This window comes from Halococcus salifodinae DSM 8989 (genome assembly GCF_000336935.1).
Lineage (GTDB): Archaea > Halobacteriota > Halobacteria > Halobacteriales > Halococcaceae > Halococcus > Halococcus salifodinae.
In genome coordinates, this window is sequence record NZ_AOME01000022.1 from 14,198 (window position 1) to 35,764 (window position 21,567).

A 21,567-nucleotide genomic window follows, 5' to 3' on the forward strand; every position below is an offset into this window, starting at 1 on the left:
ACGGTCTTCTCGCTCAGCTCGGGCCGTTTTTTTGAACTGTTCGCTGGAACTCTCGCTTCTGCTCTAGGTCGGCTTCGTGATGGCGCGGCCGTGCTGTCCGATAGGACAGCCCGGCCTTGCAGAGGAGCTTACGCGCATGACCGCCGCTGTACTCAACGCCGTATGCCTCTTTGACGTGGTGGAGCAGCAGCTTCGTTGACCACGCCTGCTGCTCGTACCCGAGCTCGGTCGGTGAGTTTTGGAGGTGTTCGAACAGTTGCTCGCGTTGTTCGTTTTCGAGTTTCGAGGGACGGCCTGGACGCTGTTCATCGTAGGGTGCCTGCTCGATCGGTTCTTCGGCGAACCGATCGAGCCAGTTGCGGATGGTTTTCTCGACAACACCGTGGCGTTCAGCAAGTCGCGGTAGCGTATCTCCCTGCTTTCGGCCGATCGCCGCGAGAACGCGTTCTCGCGGCTTCTCTCCGTCTGTTTGCTCTCGAACTCTGTGGAGTTCTTCCAACGTGATATCGTCCAGGCGGCCCATTACGCCACATTCGCCTAACCCGGTAAGTATCTTCGCACACCCCTATCAGGGATGACGTGCATGTCCTTGGGTCCGACACCGAGAATGTACGGTTCGCTCCAGTCACGGAGCTGTTTGCGAAAGGACCGGAGTTCACCATAACCGGAGTCGGCCCCCACGCAGGCGTGGGGGACCGACGCCTCTCGTGCACGGGCGAGAAGCTCGAGTGCGATCTGTGGTTTCGTCCGGAATGAGAGGTCACGAGGAACGCCGCAGTCGTGGCGGCGTTCCGCGAATTCATCACTTGTCGCCCAGTTTTGTGGGAGGTAGAGTTCACAGCCAAGTGGCCAGGTGAGTTGATCGGCGTTGTAGTGGTCACCTGGGACGGCAAGAACGCAATCGACGCCAACCTGGCAAGAGGAAATTTTGCCAATCGAGCCAGCGTACTGTGATTTGACGCCGACACTGTCGTAACCGTCTTTGAGGATATCGACATCGTCGACGATCAGCATCGCCTCGGGCGATGCGATCGTCTCAGGGATGTGCTCGTTGAGATGATCTTGGACAGCGTTGTGTTCACAAGGACTCTCACTGATGAATCGGCGGACTCGATGCTCATTGATGTCGAGACGTTTGCCGATGCCACGGAGTGTCTTGTGACTGCCCGGACGAATCAACCCCTCAACGTAAGCGGGCGCGATACGCCAGGTGTTTGCTGCCCGTGGCCAAGAAAGCCCACCGGGACGCGTCGTGAACGCGTCCCTGAGGGGCGCAAGAAACCGACGGATATCGATCTTCGGCGTGTGATTCCTGTAGGGAATAGCACTCATAACTCATCTAGGTTAGATAAGGAGATAGCATCACCGTTTAACCGCAGAAGTACAGACAAGAGCGTCCGTGGTTTAGCAGAGAGGCGTTTCGAGGTCGTTTTCGCGTGTTACGGAGGAGGTCTCTCCGCAGCGTCTGTACCGTTTCAGCGGTAGTAGGTTCCCACGCTGGCTTCATGGTGAAGTGTGTCCAATCGGTGACGTCTCTCCCAACTCATCAATCAAAATCGACAGACTGCACCGCCTTCCAAAGAAATCGTGCTACTCGTTCCGATTAAACCGCGGAAGTAGGATTAGCCTAGAACGGATGTTCAATGTCCGTCTCACGCTTGTGATCACCGACACGCAGCCACTCGGTATTGGGAAGTGCATCGTCGCTCCAGTAGAGTTTCGGATGGGATGCGAGCACTCGGAGGCCGCTCCGGACCAGTAGCGTGATGAACAGGAAATTAAAGAAGTGTGTCACTCGGAGCCACCATGGGTAGTCGAGGGGCATATCGGCGTGCATAATCGTATCAGTAAAAAAGCACCGGCGAACGTGTTCTTCTGTGATTTCGCGGGAACAGTGTCAAGAGGTTCACAAACGAAATGATTCTGCATGCCAAATCCGAGTCTGACTGAACTCGACCTCGCCATGCTGGCAGAACTCTATCGGAACCCGACGGGTGCGACCACACTCGCTCAAAGCGTCGATATTCCACCGAATCAGGCCTCCAAGCGCCTCATATTCATGGTGGACAACGGACTCGTTCGCGAAACTGACGGCGCGTATAAACTCACTGCCAGCGGTTCGCGTGTACTCCGGACACCGGGGGATGAGAGCGCGGATGATTCCATCGACGCTCCACGATCAGTGCTCTGGTCGTTGCAATCGCGCGGCCTCCGTGCGGACCGGCTCGACGCTGTTCTCGCCACGTTCGCGTTTCTCCGGTACTGGGGAAAAGCTACCGCGGCGGAACTCAAGGACGGCGTATTCAGCGAGGTTCCTCTCGAATACAAAACGACCGAACGATGGTGGAGGGAATTCGTCCGCGATCATCTTGCTGTCGTGCCGACCATCGAGCCCCCTCCAACTGAGAGTGGTTTTTGGCGCTTCACCGGCACTCCCGGTATTGCTGACTTGAACGAGAATGGCTGGAGAGTAGTGTTCGGACGAGGAGCCGACACGCCGGGGCGGTACGCGAGTGCAACCGAGGCCATGGTGGATATGGGATTAACGGACGAGGATCGTCTCGCCGTCGCGGCGGCCCTTACGACTCTTCAACGCGAGAGGGAGGCCGACGTGGAATCGCTCCGGACAGTTGTGACGACAGTTCGAAATAGCGACGAGAATATCGACGAAAGTATCAATGACACAGCACTTAAAATTCTCGGTCGCCTGCCGGGTGTCGTTCGCTCAGGAAACTATTTACGGTACACGCTAACGCCCGATGGATACGAGTCGTGGGAGTAAGCCACTTGAATCATAGCTCCCAATTACTGTAGCAAATAGCACGGTTCGTCGTCCGGACAAAGTGACTCAAGAGTAGTTGAAGCAGCTACATATTTTTATGACAGACAGAGGAATAGGATATGCCTGCAACCAATCCTTCGACTCAAAGCTCGGAATCGTGAATGAGACAACAACTGAACCATATTGAGTGGGATGCCGTTGCGGGAATCCTTGCTGCCGTTCTCGACTTGCTCTCACTTTCTGCATATCATCGAAAAGAGCGTCCTTCTCAGGATTACGGTCGCTCTCATCGCACTCTCATAGTGGTCGTCGAAAGTACTTACCGCATGAGACAATCCCCGATGGCCAAGACAGACGGTAATTATCTACGCATCACCCTATCAGTACCTCGCAAAGCTCTTCGGCTGACTGTTTCTGAGATGTGAATCTAACAGAACAGCTGACCATGAGAAGTTGCTAGAAATACATGTTGAGATGCGCGAACGCATCACGCCGAGAAGTACCTGTTCTCTTCTCATGCCACTAGCTCAACGAGCGTGTCTAGCTGGGGTGGTCACCACCATATCCTGACCTCAAATGCAACCTGTCAATATACTTTCGGGATAGCCTTATCACGTATTAGGATGAATTTCTGGCCGCATGTACGAGCGAATTTTGCTCGCCACTGATGGAACTGCTGCTTCGAAAAACGCGGAATCCCATGCAATCGACCTTGCAAACACCCATTCCGCTGTCCTCCACGTCCTCTTTGTCATCGACGAGAACATCTATTCTGCATATAGCGGGGATGAGTATGTAGACGAAGCAGAGGGACCGGAACATGGTCTCCAGGAACTCGGCGAGGAAACAATAGCACACGTGCGCTCTGCCGCAGAAGATGTCGATATCGATGTTGTCACCGATGTAGAACGTGGCGATCCGGTTGAGACGATTCTCAACTATGGTGACCGTGAGAACGTCGATATGGTTGTACTGGGCACGAAGCATCGGCCAGCGGAATACCGTGCCTTGCTCGGAAGCGTGACCAATCGTGTGCTCAGACTGACTACTCGGCCGACCGTGGTCATAAAAACAGAGGTCAACGAATAATTGCGGCCATATGACCTTGTTTGGTAATCGGCCTCAATGCGTATCGTCTCCCATCTTGCCAATAATGTGGATAGAACGAGACAGAAATGCATAATGTTCGCTATATCTATTCTTCGGACGTTACAGAAGAATTCAGACCACTGTGGTCAATTTTGTGCAAATCTATTAGTCACCATTCACCAGAATTTAATATCATTCTTTATGCTTTCGCGTTTCATTTCCTGGATTTCTTCAGTGATTGGGATATCTCGTGGACAGACGGTCGTACACGAGAACTGAGTCTGACAACCCCACACACCATGCGCTTGTTCAAGAATCTCAAGGCGGTGTTCCCGTAACTCTTCTCCCTCGCGCTCGTCCATATAGAATCGATATCCGTTCACGATTGCAGCGGGACCGAGGTACTGGTCATCACCCTGTACGATGTTGCACGACGATGTACAGCAGCCACATTGGATACAGTGACTGGCCTTTTTGATCTTCTCGCGGTTCTCGCGTGATTGTTGTTGCTCTTCGAGTTCACCCTCGGGAAGGTCATTGGTCTGAAAGTACGGCTCGACCGATTCCATCTGTTCGTAGAAGTCCTCCATATCCACGACGAGGTCCTTGATAACCGGCATATGAGCCAGCGGTTCGACACGGATCGGCTCGTCGAGATCCGTGATCTGTGTCTGACAGCCCAATCGCTGGCGACCATTGATGAAAAAGCCATCACTCCCGCAGATCGCCATACGGCAGGAGTGACGAAACGTGAGCGCGGAGTCGAAGTTGTCACGGGCATAGATAAGCGCATCAAGAACGCTCATACTTTGTTCTTGAGGGACCTGAAAATCGTCGAATCGTGGCTCTTGTTTCTCCTCGACGTCCGGGTCGTATCGGAATACCTTGAGATGGACTCGATCTTCAGTCGATTTTGGCCCCGACTGCTCATCCTCAGCAGTGCGTGCTCGTGCCTGCTTCGCTTCGAGCCGACGCTGCTGTGGCGACCGCTCGCTCTCCGAGTCGGAGTCCGTCTCCGGAGTGGCTTGTTGGGAACTCATGCGTATCGGTGATGGATTCGGGGTTGATTTCGCCTTCGCTGCAATGGGGAACCGCGATCCACATACGGAGCGACACGACGAACAGGCAAATAGTTGACCCTGAACAGGGGCGTGGAGGTTATCACCGTGGCCGGAGAAGTCGGAAGGTGAAGACAAATGGCACCTGAGAAATTCGCGGAGATCGAGGGTATCGAAATGGACCGCGAAATGGTCGATGCATTCCTCCGTGAGCAAGGGCGGGGCATACTGTCGCTCACTGACGGCCGAGAGGGCTACGGTGTCCCGGTTTCGTTTGGCTACGATAGTGAGGATAGTCTCTACTTCGTGTTCCTCCGCGTCGGTGAGCAGAGCAAAAAGTCACGGTTCGCTGAACAGACTGAGCGCGCGAGCCTCACCGTCTACGACGTAACCTCGAAGCACGTCTGGACGAGTGTTATTGCCTCTGGTCCGCTTCACCAGATCTCCGACGATGAGTGGAGCGAACTCGAAGCGGCGGTCGAGGACAACGCGTGGTATCCGAGCCTGTTCTCTGAAGCCGAACCCATGCAGGACATTCAGGGCTGGGAACTCCGCATCGAGGAGGTCACCGGCCAGCAGAGCGAGGGATAGCCTCGCCAGCATCATCCATTGAGTACGCCACCCCGAGACGGCCACGACATCGGGTTACGGTACGGTTAGAGTTGGGCAAATGAATCATCAGGATATCCAGCTCGCCGCCGGGCCTGCCTCCGTTCATGATCAGTCAGCCGGTATTTCGCCAGTTCGTCTTCGACCGGCCCCAATTTCGCCCGCCGCTTCTGATGTGCATCGAGGAAGTCCGTGATCTGTTCTGCCGCGATTTCTTTCAGTTTGCCACTCAATAGCGACCCGTCGCGGTACTCGCGGGCAAGTCGTTCCATCCGCTCGTCGCTCTCCTCGAAGAAGTAATACAGAAACTGATATGAGATGTCGATCTCAGGATTCCCACCGAATTTCCGATGAGCGTCGATGCTCGATTGGCCACCGGAATACGCATGGGTGCGAATTTTCTCGAAGACCGTCTCACGGTTGTCGGTGAGGAGAATGCTGGGTGCATTGTCCGAGGAGCTCATCTTTCCCGGGCCGAGTAGACTCGGCAGGAACTTCGAGAGCAGGGCCCCCGGCTTGTCTACAGGATATCGTTGTTTAGCTGCGATGTCCCGGCAGACGCGAACGTGTGGGTCTTGGTCGACTGCAATCGGCACGAGCGTTGGATGACGACCCGCAACCAGTTGGGGAAGGAGGAGGTGTGCGGCTTGAACAGCGGGATAGAACGAGAGTCCGATGTTCTCAGGCTCACCATATGTCGCATCGACGGTCGATTGCGTGATTTCTTTCGCAAACGCGGCAGCGAGCGGGTATATCACATCTGCATCCGCCGTATCGACGATAATGCGCGTCCGTTTGGGGTCGAAGCCGATAGCGAGCAGATCCCGAAGGTTTTCGCGGGTGTGATCGCTGATTTCCGCGATGGAGCTGTCTTTGAGGAAATACTTCTCGTCGTCGGAGAACGGGATATAGACGAGTGTGTTAGTCTGGTCTTGGAGGTGTTTGGCGAAGTAAAACGGAAAGACGTGGCCGATGTGCATCGGTCCGGAGGGTCCGCGCCCAGTCACGATAGAATGAGGCTCGCCTGCATTGGCGGCAGCGAGAAACGGACTCATATCGCGTTCGGCGTAGAAGATCTTGCGCCGCACGAGCGGGTGAACTGGGTCTGGGAAGCTCGCAATCTGTTCGTCGGTGAGTCTATCTGCTCCAAACTGGTCAAGGAGCGTCTCGTAGTCGATATCACCTCTCACAGCATAGGGGGTGACGGTCGGTTCTTCATCGTCTGGTGCTGGCATACGTATTCTTGGGTGAGCGATCATTTCTGAGGCGGTACAACCAAGAAAGTATGGAAGCACCGTGGCCGATTGATTGGTATAGATCCACGCAACCCGGACCATGATACTGTCCACTTCCTAAGAAGTTGTTACGGACACCACCAGTGATTAGTCGCGTGGGAAGTGGATTCCATGCTTGAATGATGTCGTTTGAGGGATTTATGCATTCTGCTGCTTACGTCGGATTCGGGCGAGAGCGAACACTATCACCCTCCGCAAAGAGATGTCTGATCGAAGCAATGGTGAAGGTAATCGCGCTCGCAATGATAAGCGTATCACCAGGGAGCCGTGCCCACGACAGTTTCTGGACAAGCGGCCGGTCGTAAAACTCCACATCTCGTGCAGCAGCGAACCCTTCCTCATAGACGGTTTTCAACTGAAGAAATCCTACTGGGAGGAGTGAGGCAAAGACCATGATCGCAAGTCCAGCATTCGCTAACCAGAACGACCGGCGGAACCACGTCGGGTTCCAGACTGCTTCGGGTGTCACGACACGGAGGATATAGACGCCCAAGCCGAGTGCGAGGAGTCCGAATGCCCCAAACGTCGCTGCATGGGAGTGTGCCAGCGTCAGAAAGGTACCATGCTCATAGTAGTTGAGCACCGGGAGATTGAGGAAAAACCCGAGTACGCCTGCACCCACGAAGTTCCACACAGTGGCTCCAACGATGAACAGAAACGGTACCGAATAGGGGAACTCTCTCCCCTGTGCCGCGAACGAGCGATACTCCCCAAGCGCCCGGTAGAGGACGAAGACTATCGGTATGAATTCGAGCGTCGAAAACGTCGTTCCAATGGGCACCCAAAGGTCGGGCAAGCCGATCCACCAGTAGTGGTGAGACACGCCAATAACTCCCGCGCCCATGATCGCAAATACCTCGAAGCGAATCGCCCTCTCAGCGTCTACTTCTTCAAGGAGATTCATCGAAACCAGTGCAAGCGAGACGACCGCGACCATGAAGAACTCAAACGCTCCTTCAACCCACATATGGACAACCCACCACCGCCAAAACTCCGTGACAGCAATGTTCGTTTCCGGGCGATAGAGCATACTTGCACCGAACAATAGCGCAATGGAGCCACCCGCATACACGAGGAGGTGGCCGATCCCGGATCGAGATTCACGCTGAAGCAACGGGGCCACTCCGCGAACGACCAACCCCGTCCAGCCGACGAACCCCACCAGTAACAACAGTTTCCAGAGTCGTCCCACTTCGAGATATTCCAGCCCCTCGTTCCCAATCCACCACCACAGGTCACTCTCGGATAGCGGGTCGAAGACGCCCTGAATCCCGAGCCAGACGCCGACGAACGCACCGACAGTGGCGACAACGATCGCCCCCAGTAGTGCGGTAATCCCCTGTGCTTGGAATCGTGGCTCGTGATCGGTCAGCAGTCCGGGTAAAAAGAGGCCGCCCGCGAGCCAGAGCGTCGTGATCCAGAGTATTGCAAGGTTGAGGTGCCACGTTCGCGCCGCCGTGAACGGTACTAGGGAGACGATATCAACGTCTATCGCCTCGAAGATACCGAAAAAGCCCGTTCTCTCTACGTGATAGTGTGCGAGGAGTGCCCCCAACAGCGTTTGCACGGAGAACAGAATCCCGGCAACGGGAATATATCGGGCCGTGGCCCGCTGAGAAGGCGTGATCGACAGGTCATCAGGCCTCGGGACGTCGATTTTCTCGGTGGCAGGTTCAGCGAGGTCGAGTGTCTGGTGCGCCCATACGGCAATACCACCACCCGCGACGAGCAGGATAACGCTCACCGAACTCCAGAGCAATGACTGTGACGTCGGTCGATTTCCAGCCGCGGGCACGTATGGCCAGTCGTTGGTGTACGAATGGTTCGCTCCGGGTCGATCCGCGTGGGCGATCCACGCCGTCCAGAGCGCGAAATCCGCAATCCGTCGTGCCTGTGTCTTGGTATCGACAAATCTCGATGGAATCCCGCGGGCGGCATCGCCTTCGTAGTATCGGTCTACGTACTGTTGACGGATGTGACGGTGGGCATCGACCTCCGCGGGCGAGTATTGAGCAGTCGGACCGCTGGCTTCGTCGAGTTCGGTTTCGACGCGCGCTCGTACTGAAATCTGTCCGTCGTCATCGAGATTTTCAAACGACGAAGCGCCCCGTTCGCGAGCGTAGTAGTGGCGCATCCACGTCGCTTTCAACTCTAGTGCATCTGCTGTGAGATCGGTCCCGAAGTACGCGCCGTTTCCGAGGATCGACCCCTGATTCATCAACCCGGTTGCCTGAAACGCTTTCTTGCCTGCTCGGATCTGTTCGCCAGTGACAAGCGGTTCTCCGTCGGAATCTTCGATTTGCTCGGGGATCGGAGGTGCATTCCGACGAGAGACCCACGCTCCGAGACCCATTGCAACGAGGTTTGCAATGAACAGCGCACCAAGTGCCCTCGAACCGGAGTTTTGGTCAGTATTGTCTGACTCGTAATGGTCCAGTGTTCTCTCGATAGCGGTAGATACTATCGAACCAACTCTCCGGAATTCGTCACTGTCCGGTTCGTACTGGTTAAGCGCCGTTTTGAGAGCATTGAGAAATAGTGAGGCCGTTCCACGAGAGTCATCGTTGTTTGCTTCATACTGAGCGAAAATCGGCATGAGAACTGCGAGCGTCGGTCCGAGAGGATGGTGAGAGAGACCATTATCGGACCCTTCTCGATTCCGGATTCGATCAAGCGTGCGTTCACCAAGATAGGCGTCATTCAATCCGTACCGGTCCAGTACCGCTTCGAGGTAGTGTTCTCCAGTCGCATCGATATCTACATCAGGGTGTTCGGATACTATGTCGAGAATCAGTTCGAGCAGGTGGTCTTCGTTCGGATCGTATCGGCCGAGAACTTCCGCAAGAGCGCTATACAGCTTCGATTGGGATGATTCAGGACGGTTCTGCTCGACAGCCACCTCACACTGGTTGAGGAGTTCTTCGAGCATCCGTTCGTTTACGTCATCAAGCCGAAGGTCGTACTCGTCGAGTTTTCGCTCGATAGCGTGCTTGCTTTCTGAGCACGCCCGAGTGGCTAGTCTCTCGACGGTTGTTTTTCCACTGGCAACGAGTTCGGTGATACGAGCATCTATGCGATTGTTCCGGCCAGTACAGCTCCGATTTGAGGGAGTGTTTCTGTCTTTGCTGGAGAGAAACGATGGGATAGGCATCGATGCACCCGTTTCGGAGGGATTTTGTATAACAGTATCGGAATGTCAATTGATAATCGTTTTGTGGATATATGTCAGAACCCATCCAGTACTTACATGTGCCTGTGGCTAGAACTATTTGTATGACGCTTTACCAACAGCTTGCTGATCTTTCTTTGAATATCGAAGAATACGATTTCCGTATTGAACAGAGCGATACATCAAGTGGATTCACACGGGCAACCACTGTCGTTACCCTCCGTGGCGATGGCGAAACTGGATACGGTGAGGATGTCGCCACTGATACCGATGTCCACCACGCACTTGTTGGAAATAATCCTGACTTCCCTCTCATAGATGAATTCACTCACCGCGAGTTTTCTACGGTAATCGATTCTATAGATCTCCACCACGGGCACAACCCTCCTCACGAAATCTTCCGCAACTATCGTCGCTGGGCCTTTGAGAGCGCTGCTCTCGATCTCGCCCTGAAACAGGCTGATACAAATCTCGCAGCCGTTCTTGACTACGAGTATAATCCGATTCGATTCGTTGTGAGTACTCGTCTCGGCGAACCGTCGACGTTTGATCGTATCGAGACTCTCCTCCAGTACAACCCAGATCTAGAATTCAAGCTTGATCCAACGCCAGACTGGTCCGACCGTCTCATCAACCAGCTTACTGATAGTGGACGTGTTCAAATATTAGATCTGAAAGGTAATGCTCCAAGAACATCGCTCGCTCAGCCAGCAAATCCGGACCTCTACCAGCGAATCATCGATGCATTTCCGGATTCAATTCTTGAAGATCCAGTGTTCACTGATGAAACACGGCCACTCTTTGATGGTCACGAAGACCGTGTCTCGTGGGATGCTCAAATCACCGGGGTGGAAAGTGTTGAATCAGTCCCGTTCCAGCCTGAGTTTCTGAATATCAAGCCGCAGCGATTCGGCTCTGTCGAATCGCTTCTCGATACAATCGAATACTGTAAACAGAATAGTATTCGTCCATATGGTGGCGGTCAGTTCGAACTCGATGTCGGCCGCAAGTACCTCCACGAACTCGCCTCACTATTCTACCCCGAGGCACCGAATGACATTGCGCCGAGGATCTATAACAAATCCGAGATAACAGGTGATCTCCCAAGAAGCCCACTATCCCCACCGGCAGACTCTCCTGGACTGAGTTAGTATACCCATGATGGACATCGCTCATATCAAGAAGGAATAGATATTCAGCACTGTCGTGAATAGAAATCGAGCACTGCCTGTCCGATTTCGCCTCCATCAGAGGCGGGACATCGGCCACCGCGCGCTATGGCAGTCGGATTACTTCGCTGAAGTCGGTTCTGGCGGCGGTGCAGTCCGCTCGGTTCCCGACAAGTTGGGAAGGCTGAGGTCTGCCCGCCGAAGGAACTGGGCATTGACCGCGACGATCACCGTCGAGAGCGACATCAACACTGCTCCGACCGCGGGCGAGAGCAAAATACCGATTGGCGCAAGGACGCCTGCTGCCAGCGGCAAGGCCAAAACATTGTACCCAGCGGCCCAGACAATGTTTTCCTGCATTTTCCGATAGCTTTTCCGGCTGAGTGTGATCAGCCGAACGATGTCGACGGGGTTGTTCTGCACGAGGACGATATCGGCTGATTCAACCGCGACATCCGTGCCGCTGCCGATGGCGATACCCACATCCGCACGGGCGAGGGCGGGTGCATCGTTGATACCATCACCAACCATCGCAACCAGCTTGCCTTCCGACTGAAGTTCGGCCATCTTCTCATCCTTCTTTCCCGGGAGAACTTCCGCGAAGTACGTATCGATACCCAACTCGTCGGCCACTGAACGGGCGACTGCCGTCGAATCGCCGGTCAGCATCGCCACCTCAACGCCAAGATTGTGGAGCGCGTCGACGGCGTGGCGGCTTTCCTCGCGGATGACGTCCGCAAGCGAGATCGCTGCAACAGCCTCGCCATCCCGGACGAGATAGACAACCGACCGGGCATTCGCACCTGCGTCCTCGGCGAACACGGCGAGATCGGACGGTGGGTCGATTTCCAGCTGTCTGAGCAGATTCGGGCCACCGACATGAACCGTCTCGCCATCGACGGTCGCCTGTACCCCGCGGCCCTTGAGTGCCTCAAAGTTGCTCACGGCCGGCAGCGATAGAGCTCGCTCTTCAGCGGCCTCACGGATCGCACGAGCAACCATATGTTCAGAGTCGCCTTCCACGGCAGCTGTAAGAGCGAGTGCTTCATCTTCGTCGGTTCCTGTGGTAGTTTCGACAGCGACGACACCCTGTTCTCCTTTTGTGAGCGTCCCTGTCTTATCGAAGACCACGACATCGAGTTCACGGGCTTGTTCCATGGCGATCCGATCACGAATGAGCATTCCGTTACGGGCCGCGAGCGAGGTATTGATGGCGACGACGAGCGGGATCGCCAACCCAAGCGCGTGTGGACAAGCGATCACGAGCACGGTTACAACGCGCTCGATCACCACCACGTCGAATGATTGGACGAGGGTCCACGCAACACCGGTCACGACGGCAGCAGCGAGTGCGACATAGAAAAGCCAGCCCGCCGCTCTATCCGCGAGCATCTGCGTGTTCGATTTGCTTGATTGAGCATCCTCGATCAAACGCATGATGCCTGCGAGCGCGGTATCGTCGCCGGTTGCACTTACTCGCACTCGGAGGCTGCCCTCGTCATTGATTGCCCCAGCGATGACCTCGTCACCGGGGCGTTTCTCGACTGGCATGGATTCACCGGTGATCATCGCCTCGTTGACTGCCGATTCTCCCTCTTCAATCACACCGTCAGCAGGGATGTTTGCACCGGGACGCACAAGAACGACATCGCCCTCTTGGAGGGCGGTGGCTGGCACCTCTTCAATGTCCCCATCACTAGTAACCCGCTCGGCAGTATCAGGCATCAATTTCGCCAGTTCGGTGAGTGCGCTCGAAGCTCGACGGACGCTCCGCATTTCGATCCAATGACCGAGCAGCATGATGTCAATGAGTGTCACCAATTCCCAAAAGAAGCTCATTCCTGGAAGAACAACGACTGTTGCGAGGCTATAGACGAATGCGACAGTAATCGCTAGTGAGATGAGAGTCATCATACCTGGCGCGCGAGTACGGACCTCGGGAACCGCCATCTGGAGGAACGGCACTCCGCCATAAATGAAGATAATTACTGCGAAGACAGGGCCGAGCCACTCGCTACCCACGAATGCCGGCATAGAGAACCCAAGTAGCTCTTGGAGGGTTTCGCTGTAGAGCAAGACTGGAATCGATAGCACGAGACTGACGAAAAACCGGCGACGAAACATCTGTTCGTGGCCAGCGTGCATCCCACCACTGTCGTGACCCTCGTGCATACTGTGTTCCCCGCTACGGCTTGTGTGAGAGGTGGAGCCGTTGTTTCCATCATGGGTGGCAGGCCCTGCGTAACGGCGGTGTTCGTCCATGCGTGGATGATCGCTCTGGTGTGCCTCCTGCGTGCTGTCCTCCGGAGACGATCTATCAGCAGATGTCATACGAATTGTTTCGGATGGTGAAGTGTTGTACGTTGCGCCCACTCAATCGTAGCAACGGCGACGGAATAGACAGAGCCAGAACCACCGCAACCATGGTCATTCGACGCGCCCACTGGATGGGTTCCATTGACTACACTGATCTTACATGATCATCACTCAATCGGCAGGTAAAACTTCCTCAACCAGAGTTTTACCGACGGTGCCCGTAGGCAATGGTATGCCGTCAGATTCGCAGGATCATCCACCGTCGGATTCGCCAGAATGGGATAATCCCGACTTCTGCCCGTTCTGTGGCGCAGCATTACGAGACGGAGGCGCTGGTTTCATGGAGCATATCGAAACGGCCCCTACCTGTCGAGAGCGATTCGAAATCTGGCGAGGAAACGTTAGTGACGATATCGGCAGTGAATGGAGCGGCTAAAGGAGGATATAGCGAGAGCAGGACGGGGCGATTAACGAATGACGGTAACGTCCACCGGCGAACGGCGGACGACTGACTTGGCGGTGTTGCCAAGCAGCACGTGCGGGAAATCGCTTCGGCCGTGATTGCCGATAACGAGGTGATCGATATCGTGGTCCGACACGTACTCGACAATTTTCCGCGCGGGTTGACCGAACACGATGTCACTCGACACCGTCCGGTCGTCCTCGACGGCCCGTTCACGTGCCTGCTCGTGAAGCTCTTCAGCGTCGTTTCTTGCGCCTTCGTACCACTCCTCGGAGTAGCCGGGCATTCCTGGGACACCTGTTGGAGACTGATATCCCGGCGAAATCGGATTGGTATCGAACGGGTTGATCACGGTGAGGACGGTAATCTCCGTATCGTGAAACCGAAGGGCGTATTCGAGTGCCCGCTCGGCCTGTGGCGATCCGTCCATCGGGACGAGGAAATGTTCGCCACTGAACGAGTGCTCGCTCATAGGAGCGGATAGCCGTCCCATGCTAAAGCGGTTTTCCTCCCCCAGCACAGCGAGCATTCGTTCGTTTCTGTCGAATATCAGAACCCGAGCGCGAAGACGAGATATGACCCAATGGCGGAAATCGTCGGTGTAAGGAGCCACAGCGTGACGATGCGACCGGTGGCCGCCCGGTCAAACAGGGTTTCGGATACCAGCGCTTCCGGGTTTTCCTCACCAATCTTCGGGACAGCTTCGTCGGCCCCGCTCTCGTCGCTCGCCACGGATTCGTCCGGCATCTCGCCGGTAGCGAGGTCGCCTACTGTCGGACCGGGAGCGGTCGTTTGACCGACGCTCGTTTCTTCAGTGTCAGCGGCACTCGTGGCGATGAGCGCGCCAGCCGAGAGGTCCGGGCCGCCCTCACCCTCGATGGCGGCCTCGGCGGCGTCGGCCAGCGTGACCGCACGTGACGCTCGCCCCCAGCCAAGCCCGATGATGCAAGAGGTCATGCTCACTGCGAGGCTCGCTGGAATTCCAAAGCCCGACAGTACAGTGATAATGGTCGCACCAACGAGTGAGACGAGTATCGCCGCCAGAATCGGCAGGTCAGTAATACCATCACCGACCGTATCGAGCGTGCGCCGAGCGATGGTGAACGCGCCGATCGCCATCGCCCCGACCGCCAGCAGAACTCCTTGCTCGACGGTGATCGCGTTACTTCCCACCAGCGGTGCGACCGCGTTCACGGTGTTCGACGCACCTGCGCTGAAGCCGTTGTAACACGCGACCACGAGCACCACCCCCGCGCCGAGAACGTCACGGGTGGTCGCGTTCTCGGAGAGAACCGGCCGGGGTAGGACACCCGACCGATCGAAGCGGACGAGCCCGTCCTCAATACGACCGAACGAGACTCGCGCGTCAAGGTAGGGATAGATGTATCGGCCCAAGATGACCCCGATCCAGAACGCGACGAGGGGCGCGACGATCCACGCTGAGACGATCCCGAACATTACTGTTTCGTTGAGCGAGTCGGTTGCCACGCCGAGACCCGCAATTGCGCCGACCGCGGTCATCGAGGTCGAAGCGGGAACGCCGAAAAGATTCGAGATGAGTAACGAGAAGCCCGTGAAGAAGAGGACGACGACGCTGGCGGCGAGCGTGAACTCATCGGCAGGAACGATCTCGCTGCCCATCGTCTCGACGACTTCCCGCCCAACGGTCCAGCCGCCAAGCAGTGCGAAGCCAGTAAACAGCACGGCAGCGGCGGTCTTGCCGGTGATACGGCTTCCGACAGCCGGTCCGAACGCGACGCCCGTCGAGGACCCGCCGATGTTGTAGCCGACGAATACTGCGACGGCCAACCCGATTACGAGTAATGCTGTGACCATTACGGCTACGCTCATCCCGATAAGTCGTCACTCATAAACTCGGATCCTGAGATCCACAACTGAGGCGTTAAGATAACCGTGCACCGGGTGCACAGCTATCTTAGAGAGATCAATCATGGGACGAGAGAAATTCGGCGTGGCTGTTGCGGAAGAACTTGTAGACGAACTTGAAGAACTGGTCGATGAATGTGCCGATCTCGGAGCGAGAGGCTCCGAGATCGTGGAAGCCATCCTCACTGCGCACTTTCGATCAGACGTTGATCACGTAGCACGTGTTCGAGAGCTCATTATACGCCGCCGTGAAGAAGATATCTAACTGATTGTGAGCCTCGTACACCGAGTGCACGGAGTTCTCTAATCGTTACCGGCACAAACTCCGAGTAGTCCAAGATGACAGTCCCAATGCGTAGGATTTCGGGCGGAACCGTACTGGTCGAGTCGGTGGTGAACGTCAGTTCCTATGCGTTGGTCTGAGTGATCAGTGGGCCATCGGGTTCGCCGATGGCCCACACAGCCACCACACGCGGCGAAGCGTTCGAACCGTTGCGCGATCAATCAGACGACTACGCCCGCAGATGCTGGGGATTCACGGATAGCGATCTTGAGCAAGAACCCGTGTCCTGGCGAGGGTTCCACCTCGCATCGTACTGGTTTGGTCACTCCGATCACACTGACGTGGAAACGTTTCTCGCATGGTTTCCGATCACGATCGGCGGAACGCCGATCGCTGATCCATACGCCTCCTGGCACACCAATACGATCGATTTCGGCGTCATCTCGCGGCTCCATCTCATCCGTCTCTATCACGGCTGGGAGCACGAAACGGCACTCTGTCAGTATCTCGACGCCGAGCCGTCGCTGCTCGACGCGCTCGGCGTCGAGTTCTGTCCCGATCAGTCGACGCTGTACACTGCGTGGCATGAGCGGTTCACTGAGGAATACCGCGAAGTGCTCTATTGAAAATGCGGTACGGGAGTACGATCATAGCGTCTTGGCGAGTTTCTTGATGTTGTTGAGCGCGAACAGGAGAACGATCTCACGAAACTGGCGATACCAGAACCGCGAACGCAGGGCGGAGTCCTGCGTTCGCTTGACCGTCGAATAGGAGGTTTCAGACATCCACCGCTGGGTGTAGCCCTTCGCTCGGATGAGAGCGTTATTCGCTGTAGCCATCGGTTTCGATCCTTGATGCTGAACGAGGTACTCAACGTCCAGTGCGGCGATTTCGTATTCGGTGTGCCAGTCCTGGAAGCCGTTGTCAGCAGCCACGGACCGCAGGTCGTCCGCGTTCCGGCGGACGATCCGCGGGCCAGCCTTCGTATCGTGTTCGCGCTCGATACAACAGTGGACGTCCAGCACCGCAAGCGACTCCGTATCGGTCAACGTCGTCGCTTTGATCGTCTTGACGCGTCGCCCACATCGCTGGAGGTAGTACTGAGAGGCTTGCTTCCGCTCGAAGAACGTACTGTCCAACGCGGCGTGTCCAGACTGCGGGTGTTGCTGCGCTGAGATGCGCAGCAACGCCCGCCAGACGTACATCGCGTACCGATCGAGTGAGTGGTAGAATGCGGTAGGGTCAGGCAACGCATCCGGATGAAGGCCGAGCCGGTCACATATCTCCGGCATGAGGCTCAANTAGCCCTCTTCCTTGCGAATACAGTGTGCGACGATGTGAGCCTCGCGGGCAAGCCCGCCCGAGTCGGGCTTGCCCGCTCGCTTCCCCAAGGCTTGTTTGGCTACACGCAGTGCTGTCTCAACGAGGTCGAGAAGCGCGACTCCCATGATCGACTTCTCGACCTCGTTTCCTCAAACTCATTACGGAGTAATCCCGTCACCGTCGTCCATTTTCAATAGAGCATATCAGTAGACGGTCGGAATGCTTTCGGTTGGTCGTGAAGAACCACGAAACATGGCCACAACCGTCGAGATTCCCGATACAGACGAGACGTGTGCATACTGTGGTTCGCGTATCTTCGACCACGATCCCATCTGTGTACGCGACTGCACCGCCGATTGTGGCTCACCTCTCTACTTCTGTAACTACGCGTGCCTATCGGCGTATATCACCGAGAACGAACTGACCTACGGCGACGCCTGCGAGTGGTCGCCCGAGTAACACTCGTTTCCTCCGGGTCGTCAACCCTCTCAGTCCTCGGGGCCGCTCAGTCGCGAGAGGCGCATCGCGTTACCTGTCACACCCAGACTCATTCCCATATCACCCACCACGACCGCGAGCGCAACACTCACGTATCCCAGCGGGACGCCGACAGCGAGTAACGCCTTCACACCGAGACTCCCCCAGATATTCTGCCGGATCACTCCATTTGCCGTGTGCGACAGTCTGTATAGGTATGGCAGTTTCCCGATGTCATCGCCCATCAGTGCGATATCCGCGGTTTCAAGCGCCGTATCCGTCCCTGCTGCGCCCATCGCAATGCCGATGTCAGCGGTGGCGAGTGCAGGTGCGTCATTGATTCCGTCGCCGACCATTGCGACATCTCCGTGCTCGGCCTGCAACTCCTCGATGGCATCCACCTTTTCGTCCGGCAGCAGTTCTGCACGGTACTCGTCGACACCGACCTGCTCGGCGATAGCCCGCGCTGTCCCCTCGTTGTCGCCAGTCAACATCACCACGTGGCCGACACCACGGTCATGGAGACGCTCGACTGCACGCTGCGAGGTCGAACGTACTTCATCAGCGATTGCGATCCCACCGACCAACTCGGCTTCCGTTCCAACGAGGACGACTGTTCGTCCGTCTTGTTGAAGCTCGGTGAATACGCTCCCGGTGAATTCTTCCTGCTCTGGCGAAGGGTTTCGAGAAACACCGTCTGAGACAGTCCCTCCGTCGGTCACACCACGAGTTTGTGAGAGATCGAAGCCGAGTTCCTCGAACAGCGCTGGCTTGCCTGCATAGTATGTCTCGCCGTCGATTTCGGCTCGAATGCCCTTTCCAGTCAAACTTTCGAAATCAGACGGGGAAGGGAGATCGGTCACGGTAGCCTCGTCCGTGCGAGTGAGAATCGCCTCAGCAATCGGATGTTCACTACGCTGTTCCAACCCTGCGCCATATCGAAGGACATCCGTCTCGCTGTGCTCTCCGAGCGGAACGATGTCGGTGACCGTCAGTTCGCCCTTGGTGAGAGTCCCGGTTTTGTCCATCGCGACGACGTCGACCTCACCCATCGTTTCGAGGTGGTTGCCGCCTTTGATCAGTACGCCGTTTTTCGCAGCGCTCGTGATTCCGGAAACGACCGAGACAGGTGTCGAGATAACGAACGCGCACGGACACGCGATGACGAGCAAGGTAAGCCCGCGGATGAACCACGTCTCCCACGGCAACCCAAGCGCGAGTGGCGGCACCGCTGCCGTGAGGATCGCCAGCACGACGACTGCGGGTGTGTAGTAGCCAGAGAATCGGTCGACGAACTGCTCCTGTTCGGTTTTCTTCTCCTGAGCGCCCTGCACCATCTCGATGATCTGCGAGAGCGTTGAATCACCCGCCGTCGAAGTGACTTCCACTTCGAGATAGCCTTCCTCATTGATGCTCCCGGCGTAGACTTCCTCGCCTAGGGACTTGTCGACGGGGACGCTCTCGCCGGTGATCGGGGATTCATCAACTGCGCTCTCACCTTCGACAACCGATCCATCGAGCGGAATCTTGTCACCGGGACGGACGATGACGGTCTCACCCACTTCTACGTCTTCAGCCGGCACGGTCACCTCATCGCCATCCCGACGGACCGTGGCCTCGTCCGGCGAGAGCTCCATCAATTCACGTAGCGAGTTCCGTGCCCTGTCCATCGCGTAATCTTCGAGGAGTTCTGCGATACTGAACAGGACGGCAAGCGTCGCGGCTTCGACGAAATAGCCGATGCCTGTGGCTGCGATGATCGCCGTTCCCATCAGAAGGTCGATGTCGAGACTCAGATTCCGCGCGGAGTAATACCCACCACGAACGACGGGATAGCCGCTGACAGCAATTGCGACGAGAAACAGCCCATCCGCAAGCGTCAGTGGGTAGCCGAGAAGGGACGCTACCTCCGGATTCTGTCCGGCAAGAACGAACTCAAAGAGAAGGCCGAGGACGACGAAGGCTGCGCCAATCCATGTTTTGATCGCGCGAGGACTCGTCCAGATCTCCGACGGCGGCGCAATGTCCATTTCACTACCTGATGTCCCATTAGAATCAGCTTCATCGCCAGTAACCTCGTAACCCGCTCCCTCGATAGCTGCAACCACGTCAGCTTCGGCAGTACGGTCTGGATCATAGGTTACCGTGGCTGTGCCGGTAGTCGGTTGGAGTGTCGTCTCAGTGATTCCGTTGACGCGCTGGAGACTCTTGTCGACTTTCTGTGCACAGGAGGGGCAGTCCATCTCTGGGACAGCAAGACGGACAGATAATTGCCGTCCCTGCCCCGAGTTGCTCGCCTGCCCCGCTGCGTCCAGACCTTCAGTCATCGTCGTAAGATAGGGTGGACAGCTCGATAAGCCTTAGTTGGAATATTCCAAATCCGGACTTCGCATCAAAGCGGCGGCGATGGTTCGTCTGGTAACTGCTCACGGGTAATGTACTGCTTCGCCAAGTGTTCTTCTGCTCGCCTGAGTCGGTAGGTGAGCGTCGACCGTGGTATATTGAGATGCTCAGCTAGCTCACCGACATCGATTTCTCTGGGAGATTCGTAGTAACCATGTTCAACAGCGGCTTGAACCGCTGCCTGCTGTTCGGGTGCCAATTCAGTGTTGCTGTTGGAGGTGCCGTTTGTGGATGGTGAGGCGACCGCCGTTCGAAGCATCTCCATCTGGGCGCAATCGCCGACTGTCGTTTCAAGCTCATCGAAGAATTCGCTCACATTGCCCTCGCCGGAATGGATGATGCGCCACGTGTAGTGGCGGCTCTCGTGGCGTGTATCGAACAGTAGCCCGTCACCGAGATGATCGCGGGCAATGTGAGGGATAGAGGCACAGAGAGGGGTACGCTCCCAGTACGAGTAGAGAACGAGCGTCTCAGTGGTATGGTCAAGAACCTGTGTGGTCTGAGTCGCGTTACAGTCCTCGGTCGCGAGACAGTCCGCGTAATAGTCGCTGTTGAGAAAGGCGTCTTCGATGGCAGCGAGAGCATCGGGCGTCCCCGTAGCATGGTCAACGCGCCAGAGTCGGTCATCAGTAGCGTGCAGGGAGAGCGAGCGAACCGAAGCATCTGGATGGTTAGCGAGAGTATCAGCCACCCGATTGCACCCGGGTTCGTATTCGAGGGCAAAGACGAGTTCGCGCATAGGTTGCAATAGGTACTACAGTGCCATAACAGGTGGTTTCAGCCTGTTAGATTCGGCTGGTCGGGTCAGATCACATCGTCGGGGTCGTGCGTTTCCTGCATCCGCTGTGCCTCGGCGGCGTACCGCTCTTGGAGGTCGGGATCATCGACAGTGCCGAGATTATCCGATTCAGCATCGGCGGCCGCGGTGGTGTCGCGCACGTCGGTGAAGGAGGTGAGTGCCCGCTCCTTCCGGTAGTATTGTTCACCGTTAGTGGTCGCGTAAGTGAGGATGATCAAATTCTGCTCGTCGTCAGAGTAGGTGCGTTCAACCAGCCAGACACGCACATCGTCGTCCAGTTGATCCGGCATATTCGTCTGGTTATCGCTCCTAGGAGTTAAGTGGCAGAAATCACGTAATGGATTCCTCGCACCGGCAGTGTAGAAAACAGCAGTTTTCCATAGCGATGCGAAAACCACCGTTCTTGATATGCTGAATCGCGGTACGATTAGGACGTCCGAGCACG

Annotated in this window: 21 protein-coding genes; 8 read left to right on the forward strand and 13 right to left on the reverse strand. The window is 56.2% G+C overall.

Going from position 1 to position 21,567, the window contains the following annotated elements:
* Window positions 1–13: 13 nt before the first annotated feature.
* The 3 genes from C450_RS04540 to C450_RS04550 form a co-directional block, all read right to left on the reverse strand.
* Window positions 14–523, reverse strand: a complete 510-nt coding sequence (locus tag C450_RS04540; protein ID WP_005040630.1) for a winged helix-turn-helix domain-containing protein — start codon at window positions 521–523, stop codon at window positions 14–16.
* A 14-nt stretch (window positions 524–537) separates the two neighbouring features.
* Window positions 538–1,332 carry an IS701 family transposase gene (locus C450_RS04545; protein ID WP_049909839.1) on the reverse strand — a complete coding sequence of 265 codons (795 nt, stop codon included), beginning with the start codon at window positions 1,330–1,332 and terminating at the stop codon, window positions 538–540.
* A 295-nt stretch (window positions 1,333–1,627) separates the two neighbouring features.
* A complete protein-coding gene (locus tag C450_RS04550; protein WP_152424397.1) occupies window positions 1,628–1,825 on the reverse strand; it encodes an oxidoreductase in 198 nt (65 codons plus the stop codon).
* A 102-nt stretch (window positions 1,826–1,927) separates the two neighbouring features.
* Between C450_RS04550 and C450_RS04555 the strand changes: the two genes are divergently transcribed.
* Window positions 1,928–2,782, forward strand: a complete 855-nt coding sequence (locus C450_RS04555) for a hypothetical protein (protein ID WP_005040636.1) — start codon at window positions 1,928–1,930, stop codon at window positions 2,780–2,782.
* Window positions 2,783–3,421: 639 nt separating this feature from the next.
* A complete protein-coding gene (locus tag C450_RS20600; protein WP_005040638.1) occupies window positions 3,422–3,871 on the forward strand; it encodes a universal stress protein in 450 nt (149 codons plus the stop codon).
* Window positions 3,872–4,047: 176 nt separating this feature from the next.
* Here C450_RS20600 and C450_RS04565 read toward each other — a convergent pair whose 3' ends face one another.
* Window positions 4,048–4,911, reverse strand: a complete 864-nt coding sequence (locus C450_RS04565; protein WP_005040640.1) for a succinate dehydrogenase/fumarate reductase iron-sulfur subunit — start codon at window positions 4,909–4,911, stop codon at window positions 4,048–4,050.
* Window positions 4,912–5,067: 156 nt separating this feature from the next.
* Here C450_RS04565 and C450_RS04570 point away from each other — a divergent pair, with 156 nt between their 5' ends.
* Complete coding sequence (locus C450_RS04570) at window positions 5,068–5,520, forward strand: pyridoxamine 5'-phosphate oxidase family protein (RefSeq protein WP_005040643.1); 453 nt, start codon at window positions 5,068–5,070, stop codon at window positions 5,518–5,520.
* A 65-nt stretch (window positions 5,521–5,585) separates the two neighbouring features.
* Here the strand turns inward: C450_RS04570 and C450_RS04575 are convergent, their stop codons facing one another.
* Entirely contained in the window at window positions 5,586–6,773 is a 1,188-nt protein-coding gene (locus C450_RS04575) for a tryptophan--tRNA ligase (protein WP_005040645.1), read from the reverse strand.
* 214 nt (window positions 6,774–6,987) lie between these two features.
* Entirely contained in the window at window positions 6,988–9,429 is a 2,442-nt protein-coding gene (locus C450_RS04580) for a nitric-oxide reductase large subunit (RefSeq protein WP_005040647.1), read from the reverse strand.
* Between the two features lie 677 nt (window positions 9,430–10,106).
* On the opposite strand from C450_RS04580, the gene C450_RS20605 reads away from it, so the two are divergent.
* A complete protein-coding gene (locus C450_RS20605) occupies window positions 10,107–11,153 on the forward strand; it encodes a hypothetical protein (RefSeq protein WP_080510260.1) in 1,047 nt (348 codons plus the stop codon).
* Between the two features lie 138 nt (window positions 11,154–11,291).
* On the opposite strand, the gene C450_RS04595 is transcribed toward C450_RS20605, so the two are convergent.
* Window positions 11,292–13,343 carry a heavy metal translocating P-type ATPase gene (locus C450_RS04595; RefSeq protein WP_005040652.1) on the reverse strand — a complete coding sequence of 684 codons (2,052 nt, stop codon included), beginning with the start codon at window positions 13,341–13,343 and terminating at the stop codon, window positions 11,292–11,294.
* A gap of 376 nt (window positions 13,344–13,719) precedes the next feature.
* On the opposite strand from C450_RS04595, the gene C450_RS23655 reads away from it, so the two are divergent.
* A complete protein-coding gene (locus C450_RS23655) occupies window positions 13,720–13,923 on the forward strand; it encodes a DUF7501 family protein (RefSeq protein WP_080510258.1) in 204 nt (67 codons plus the stop codon).
* A 31-nt stretch (window positions 13,924–13,954) separates the two neighbouring features.
* Here C450_RS23655 and C450_RS04600 read toward each other — a convergent pair whose 3' ends face one another.
* Both C450_RS04600 and C450_RS04605 read right to left on the reverse strand, forming a co-directional pair.
* Window positions 13,955–14,422 carry a universal stress protein gene (locus C450_RS04600; RefSeq protein WP_005040654.1) on the reverse strand — a complete coding sequence of 156 codons (468 nt, stop codon included), beginning with the start codon at window positions 14,420–14,422 and terminating at the stop codon, window positions 13,955–13,957.
* A 77-nt stretch (window positions 14,423–14,499) separates the two neighbouring features.
* Entirely contained in the window at window positions 14,500–15,786 is a 1,287-nt protein-coding gene (locus C450_RS04605) for an inorganic phosphate transporter (RefSeq protein WP_005040656.1), read from the reverse strand.
* Window positions 15,787–15,901: 115 nt separating this feature from the next.
* On the opposite strand from C450_RS04605, the gene C450_RS21440 reads away from it, so the two are divergent.
* Window positions 15,902–16,102 carry a hypothetical protein gene (locus C450_RS21440; protein WP_152424399.1) on the forward strand — a complete coding sequence of 67 codons (201 nt, stop codon included), beginning with the start codon at window positions 15,902–15,904 and terminating at the stop codon, window positions 16,100–16,102.
* A 359-nt stretch (window positions 16,103–16,461) separates the two neighbouring features.
* Window positions 16,462–16,746 (forward strand): hypothetical protein, encoded by a 285-nt coding sequence (locus tag C450_RS22840; protein WP_241430252.1) that lies wholly within the window; start codon window positions 16,462–16,464, stop codon window positions 16,744–16,746.
* 21 nt (window positions 16,747–16,767) lie between these two features.
* On the opposite strand, the gene C450_RS04615 is transcribed toward C450_RS22840, so the two are convergent.
* Entirely contained in the window at window positions 16,768–17,568 is an 801-nt protein-coding gene (locus tag C450_RS04615; protein ID WP_005040659.1) for an IS5/IS1182 family transposase, read from the reverse strand.
* 127 nt (window positions 17,569–17,695) lie between these two features.
* Between C450_RS04615 and C450_RS04620 the strand changes: the two genes are divergently transcribed.
* Window positions 17,696–17,902, forward strand: coding sequence for a hypothetical protein (locus C450_RS04620; protein ID WP_049909842.1), 207 nt, complete (start codon window positions 17,696–17,698; stop codon window positions 17,900–17,902).
* A 29-nt stretch (window positions 17,903–17,931) separates the two neighbouring features.
* Here the strand turns inward: C450_RS04620 and C450_RS04625 are convergent, their stop codons facing one another.
* From C450_RS04625 to C450_RS04635, 3 genes are all read right to left on the reverse strand, one after another.
* Complete coding sequence (locus C450_RS04625) at window positions 17,932–20,247, reverse strand: heavy metal translocating P-type ATPase (RefSeq protein WP_193790500.1); 2,316 nt, start codon at window positions 20,245–20,247, stop codon at window positions 17,932–17,934.
* Window positions 20,248–20,312: 65 nt separating this feature from the next.
* Window positions 20,313–21,062 carry a helix-turn-helix domain-containing protein gene (locus tag C450_RS04630; RefSeq protein WP_005040665.1) on the reverse strand — a complete coding sequence of 250 codons (750 nt, stop codon included), beginning with the start codon at window positions 21,060–21,062 and terminating at the stop codon, window positions 20,313–20,315.
* A 65-nt stretch (window positions 21,063–21,127) separates the two neighbouring features.
* Window positions 21,128–21,412, reverse strand: a complete 285-nt coding sequence (locus tag C450_RS04635) for a hypothetical protein (protein ID WP_005040668.1) — start codon at window positions 21,410–21,412, stop codon at window positions 21,128–21,130.
* Between the last annotated feature and the right edge of the window lie 155 nt (window positions 21,413–21,567).

Coding starts and splice junctions, on each gene's coding strand:
- C450_RS04540 (WP_005040630.1), bottom strand. CDS start 523: ATGGGCCGCCTGGACGATATCACGTTGGAAGAACTCCACAGAGTTCGA.
- C450_RS04545 (WP_049909839.1), bottom strand. CDS start 1,332: ATGAGTGCTATTCCCTACAGGAATCACACGCCGAAGATCGATATCCGT.
- C450_RS04550 (WP_152424397.1), bottom strand. CDS start 1,825: ATGCCCCTCGACTACCCATGGTGGCTCCGAGTGACACACTTCTTTAAT.
- C450_RS04555 (WP_005040636.1), top strand. CDS start 1,928: ATGCCAAATCCGAGTCTGACTGAACTCGACCTCGCCATGCTGGCAGAA.
- C450_RS20600 (WP_005040638.1), top strand. CDS start 3,422: ATGTACGAGCGAATTTTGCTCGCCACTGATGGAACTGCTGCTTCGAAA.
- C450_RS04565 (WP_005040640.1), bottom strand. CDS start 4,911: ATGAGTTCCCAACAAGCCACTCCGGAGACGGACTCCGACTCGGAGAGC.
- C450_RS04570 (WP_005040643.1), top strand. CDS start 5,068: ATGGCACCTGAGAAATTCGCGGAGATCGAGGGTATCGAAATGGACCGC.
- C450_RS04575 (WP_005040645.1), bottom strand. CDS start 6,773: ATGCCAGCACCAGACGATGAAGAACCGACCGTCACCCCCTATGCTGTG.
- C450_RS04580 (WP_005040647.1), bottom strand. CDS start 9,429: ATGCCGATTTTCGCTCAGTATGAAGCAAACAACGATGACTCTCGTGGA.
- C450_RS20605 (WP_080510260.1), top strand. CDS start 10,107: ATGACGCTTTACCAACAGCTTGCTGATCTTTCTTTGAATATCGAAGAA.
- C450_RS04595 (WP_005040652.1), bottom strand. CDS start 13,343: ATGCACGAGGGTCACGACAGTGGTGGGATGCACGCTGGCCACGAACAG.
- C450_RS23655 (WP_080510258.1), top strand. CDS start 13,720: ATGCCGTCAGATTCGCAGGATCATCCACCGTCGGATTCGCCAGAATGG.
- C450_RS04600 (WP_005040654.1), bottom strand. CDS start 14,422: ATGAGCGAGCACTCGTTCAGTGGCGAACATTTCCTCGTCCCGATGGAC.
- C450_RS04605 (WP_005040656.1), bottom strand. CDS start 15,786: ATGGTCACAGCATTACTCGTAATCGGGTTGGCCGTCGCAGTATTCGTC.
- C450_RS21440 (WP_152424399.1), top strand. CDS start 15,902: ATGGGACGAGAGAAATTCGGCGTGGCTGTTGCGGAAGAACTTGTAGAC.
- C450_RS04620 (WP_049909842.1), top strand. CDS start 17,696: ATGGCCACAACCGTCGAGATTCCCGATACAGACGAGACGTGTGCATAC.
- C450_RS04625 (WP_193790500.1), bottom strand. CDS start 20,247: ATGACTGAAGGTCTGGACGCAGCGGGGCAGGCGAGCAACTCGGGGCAG.
- C450_RS04630 (WP_005040665.1), bottom strand. CDS start 21,062: ATGCGCGAACTCGTCTTTGCCCTCGAATACGAACCCGGGTGCAATCGG.
- C450_RS04635 (WP_005040668.1), bottom strand. CDS start 21,412: ATGCCGGATCAACTGGACGACGATGTGCGTGTCTGGCTGGTTGAACGC.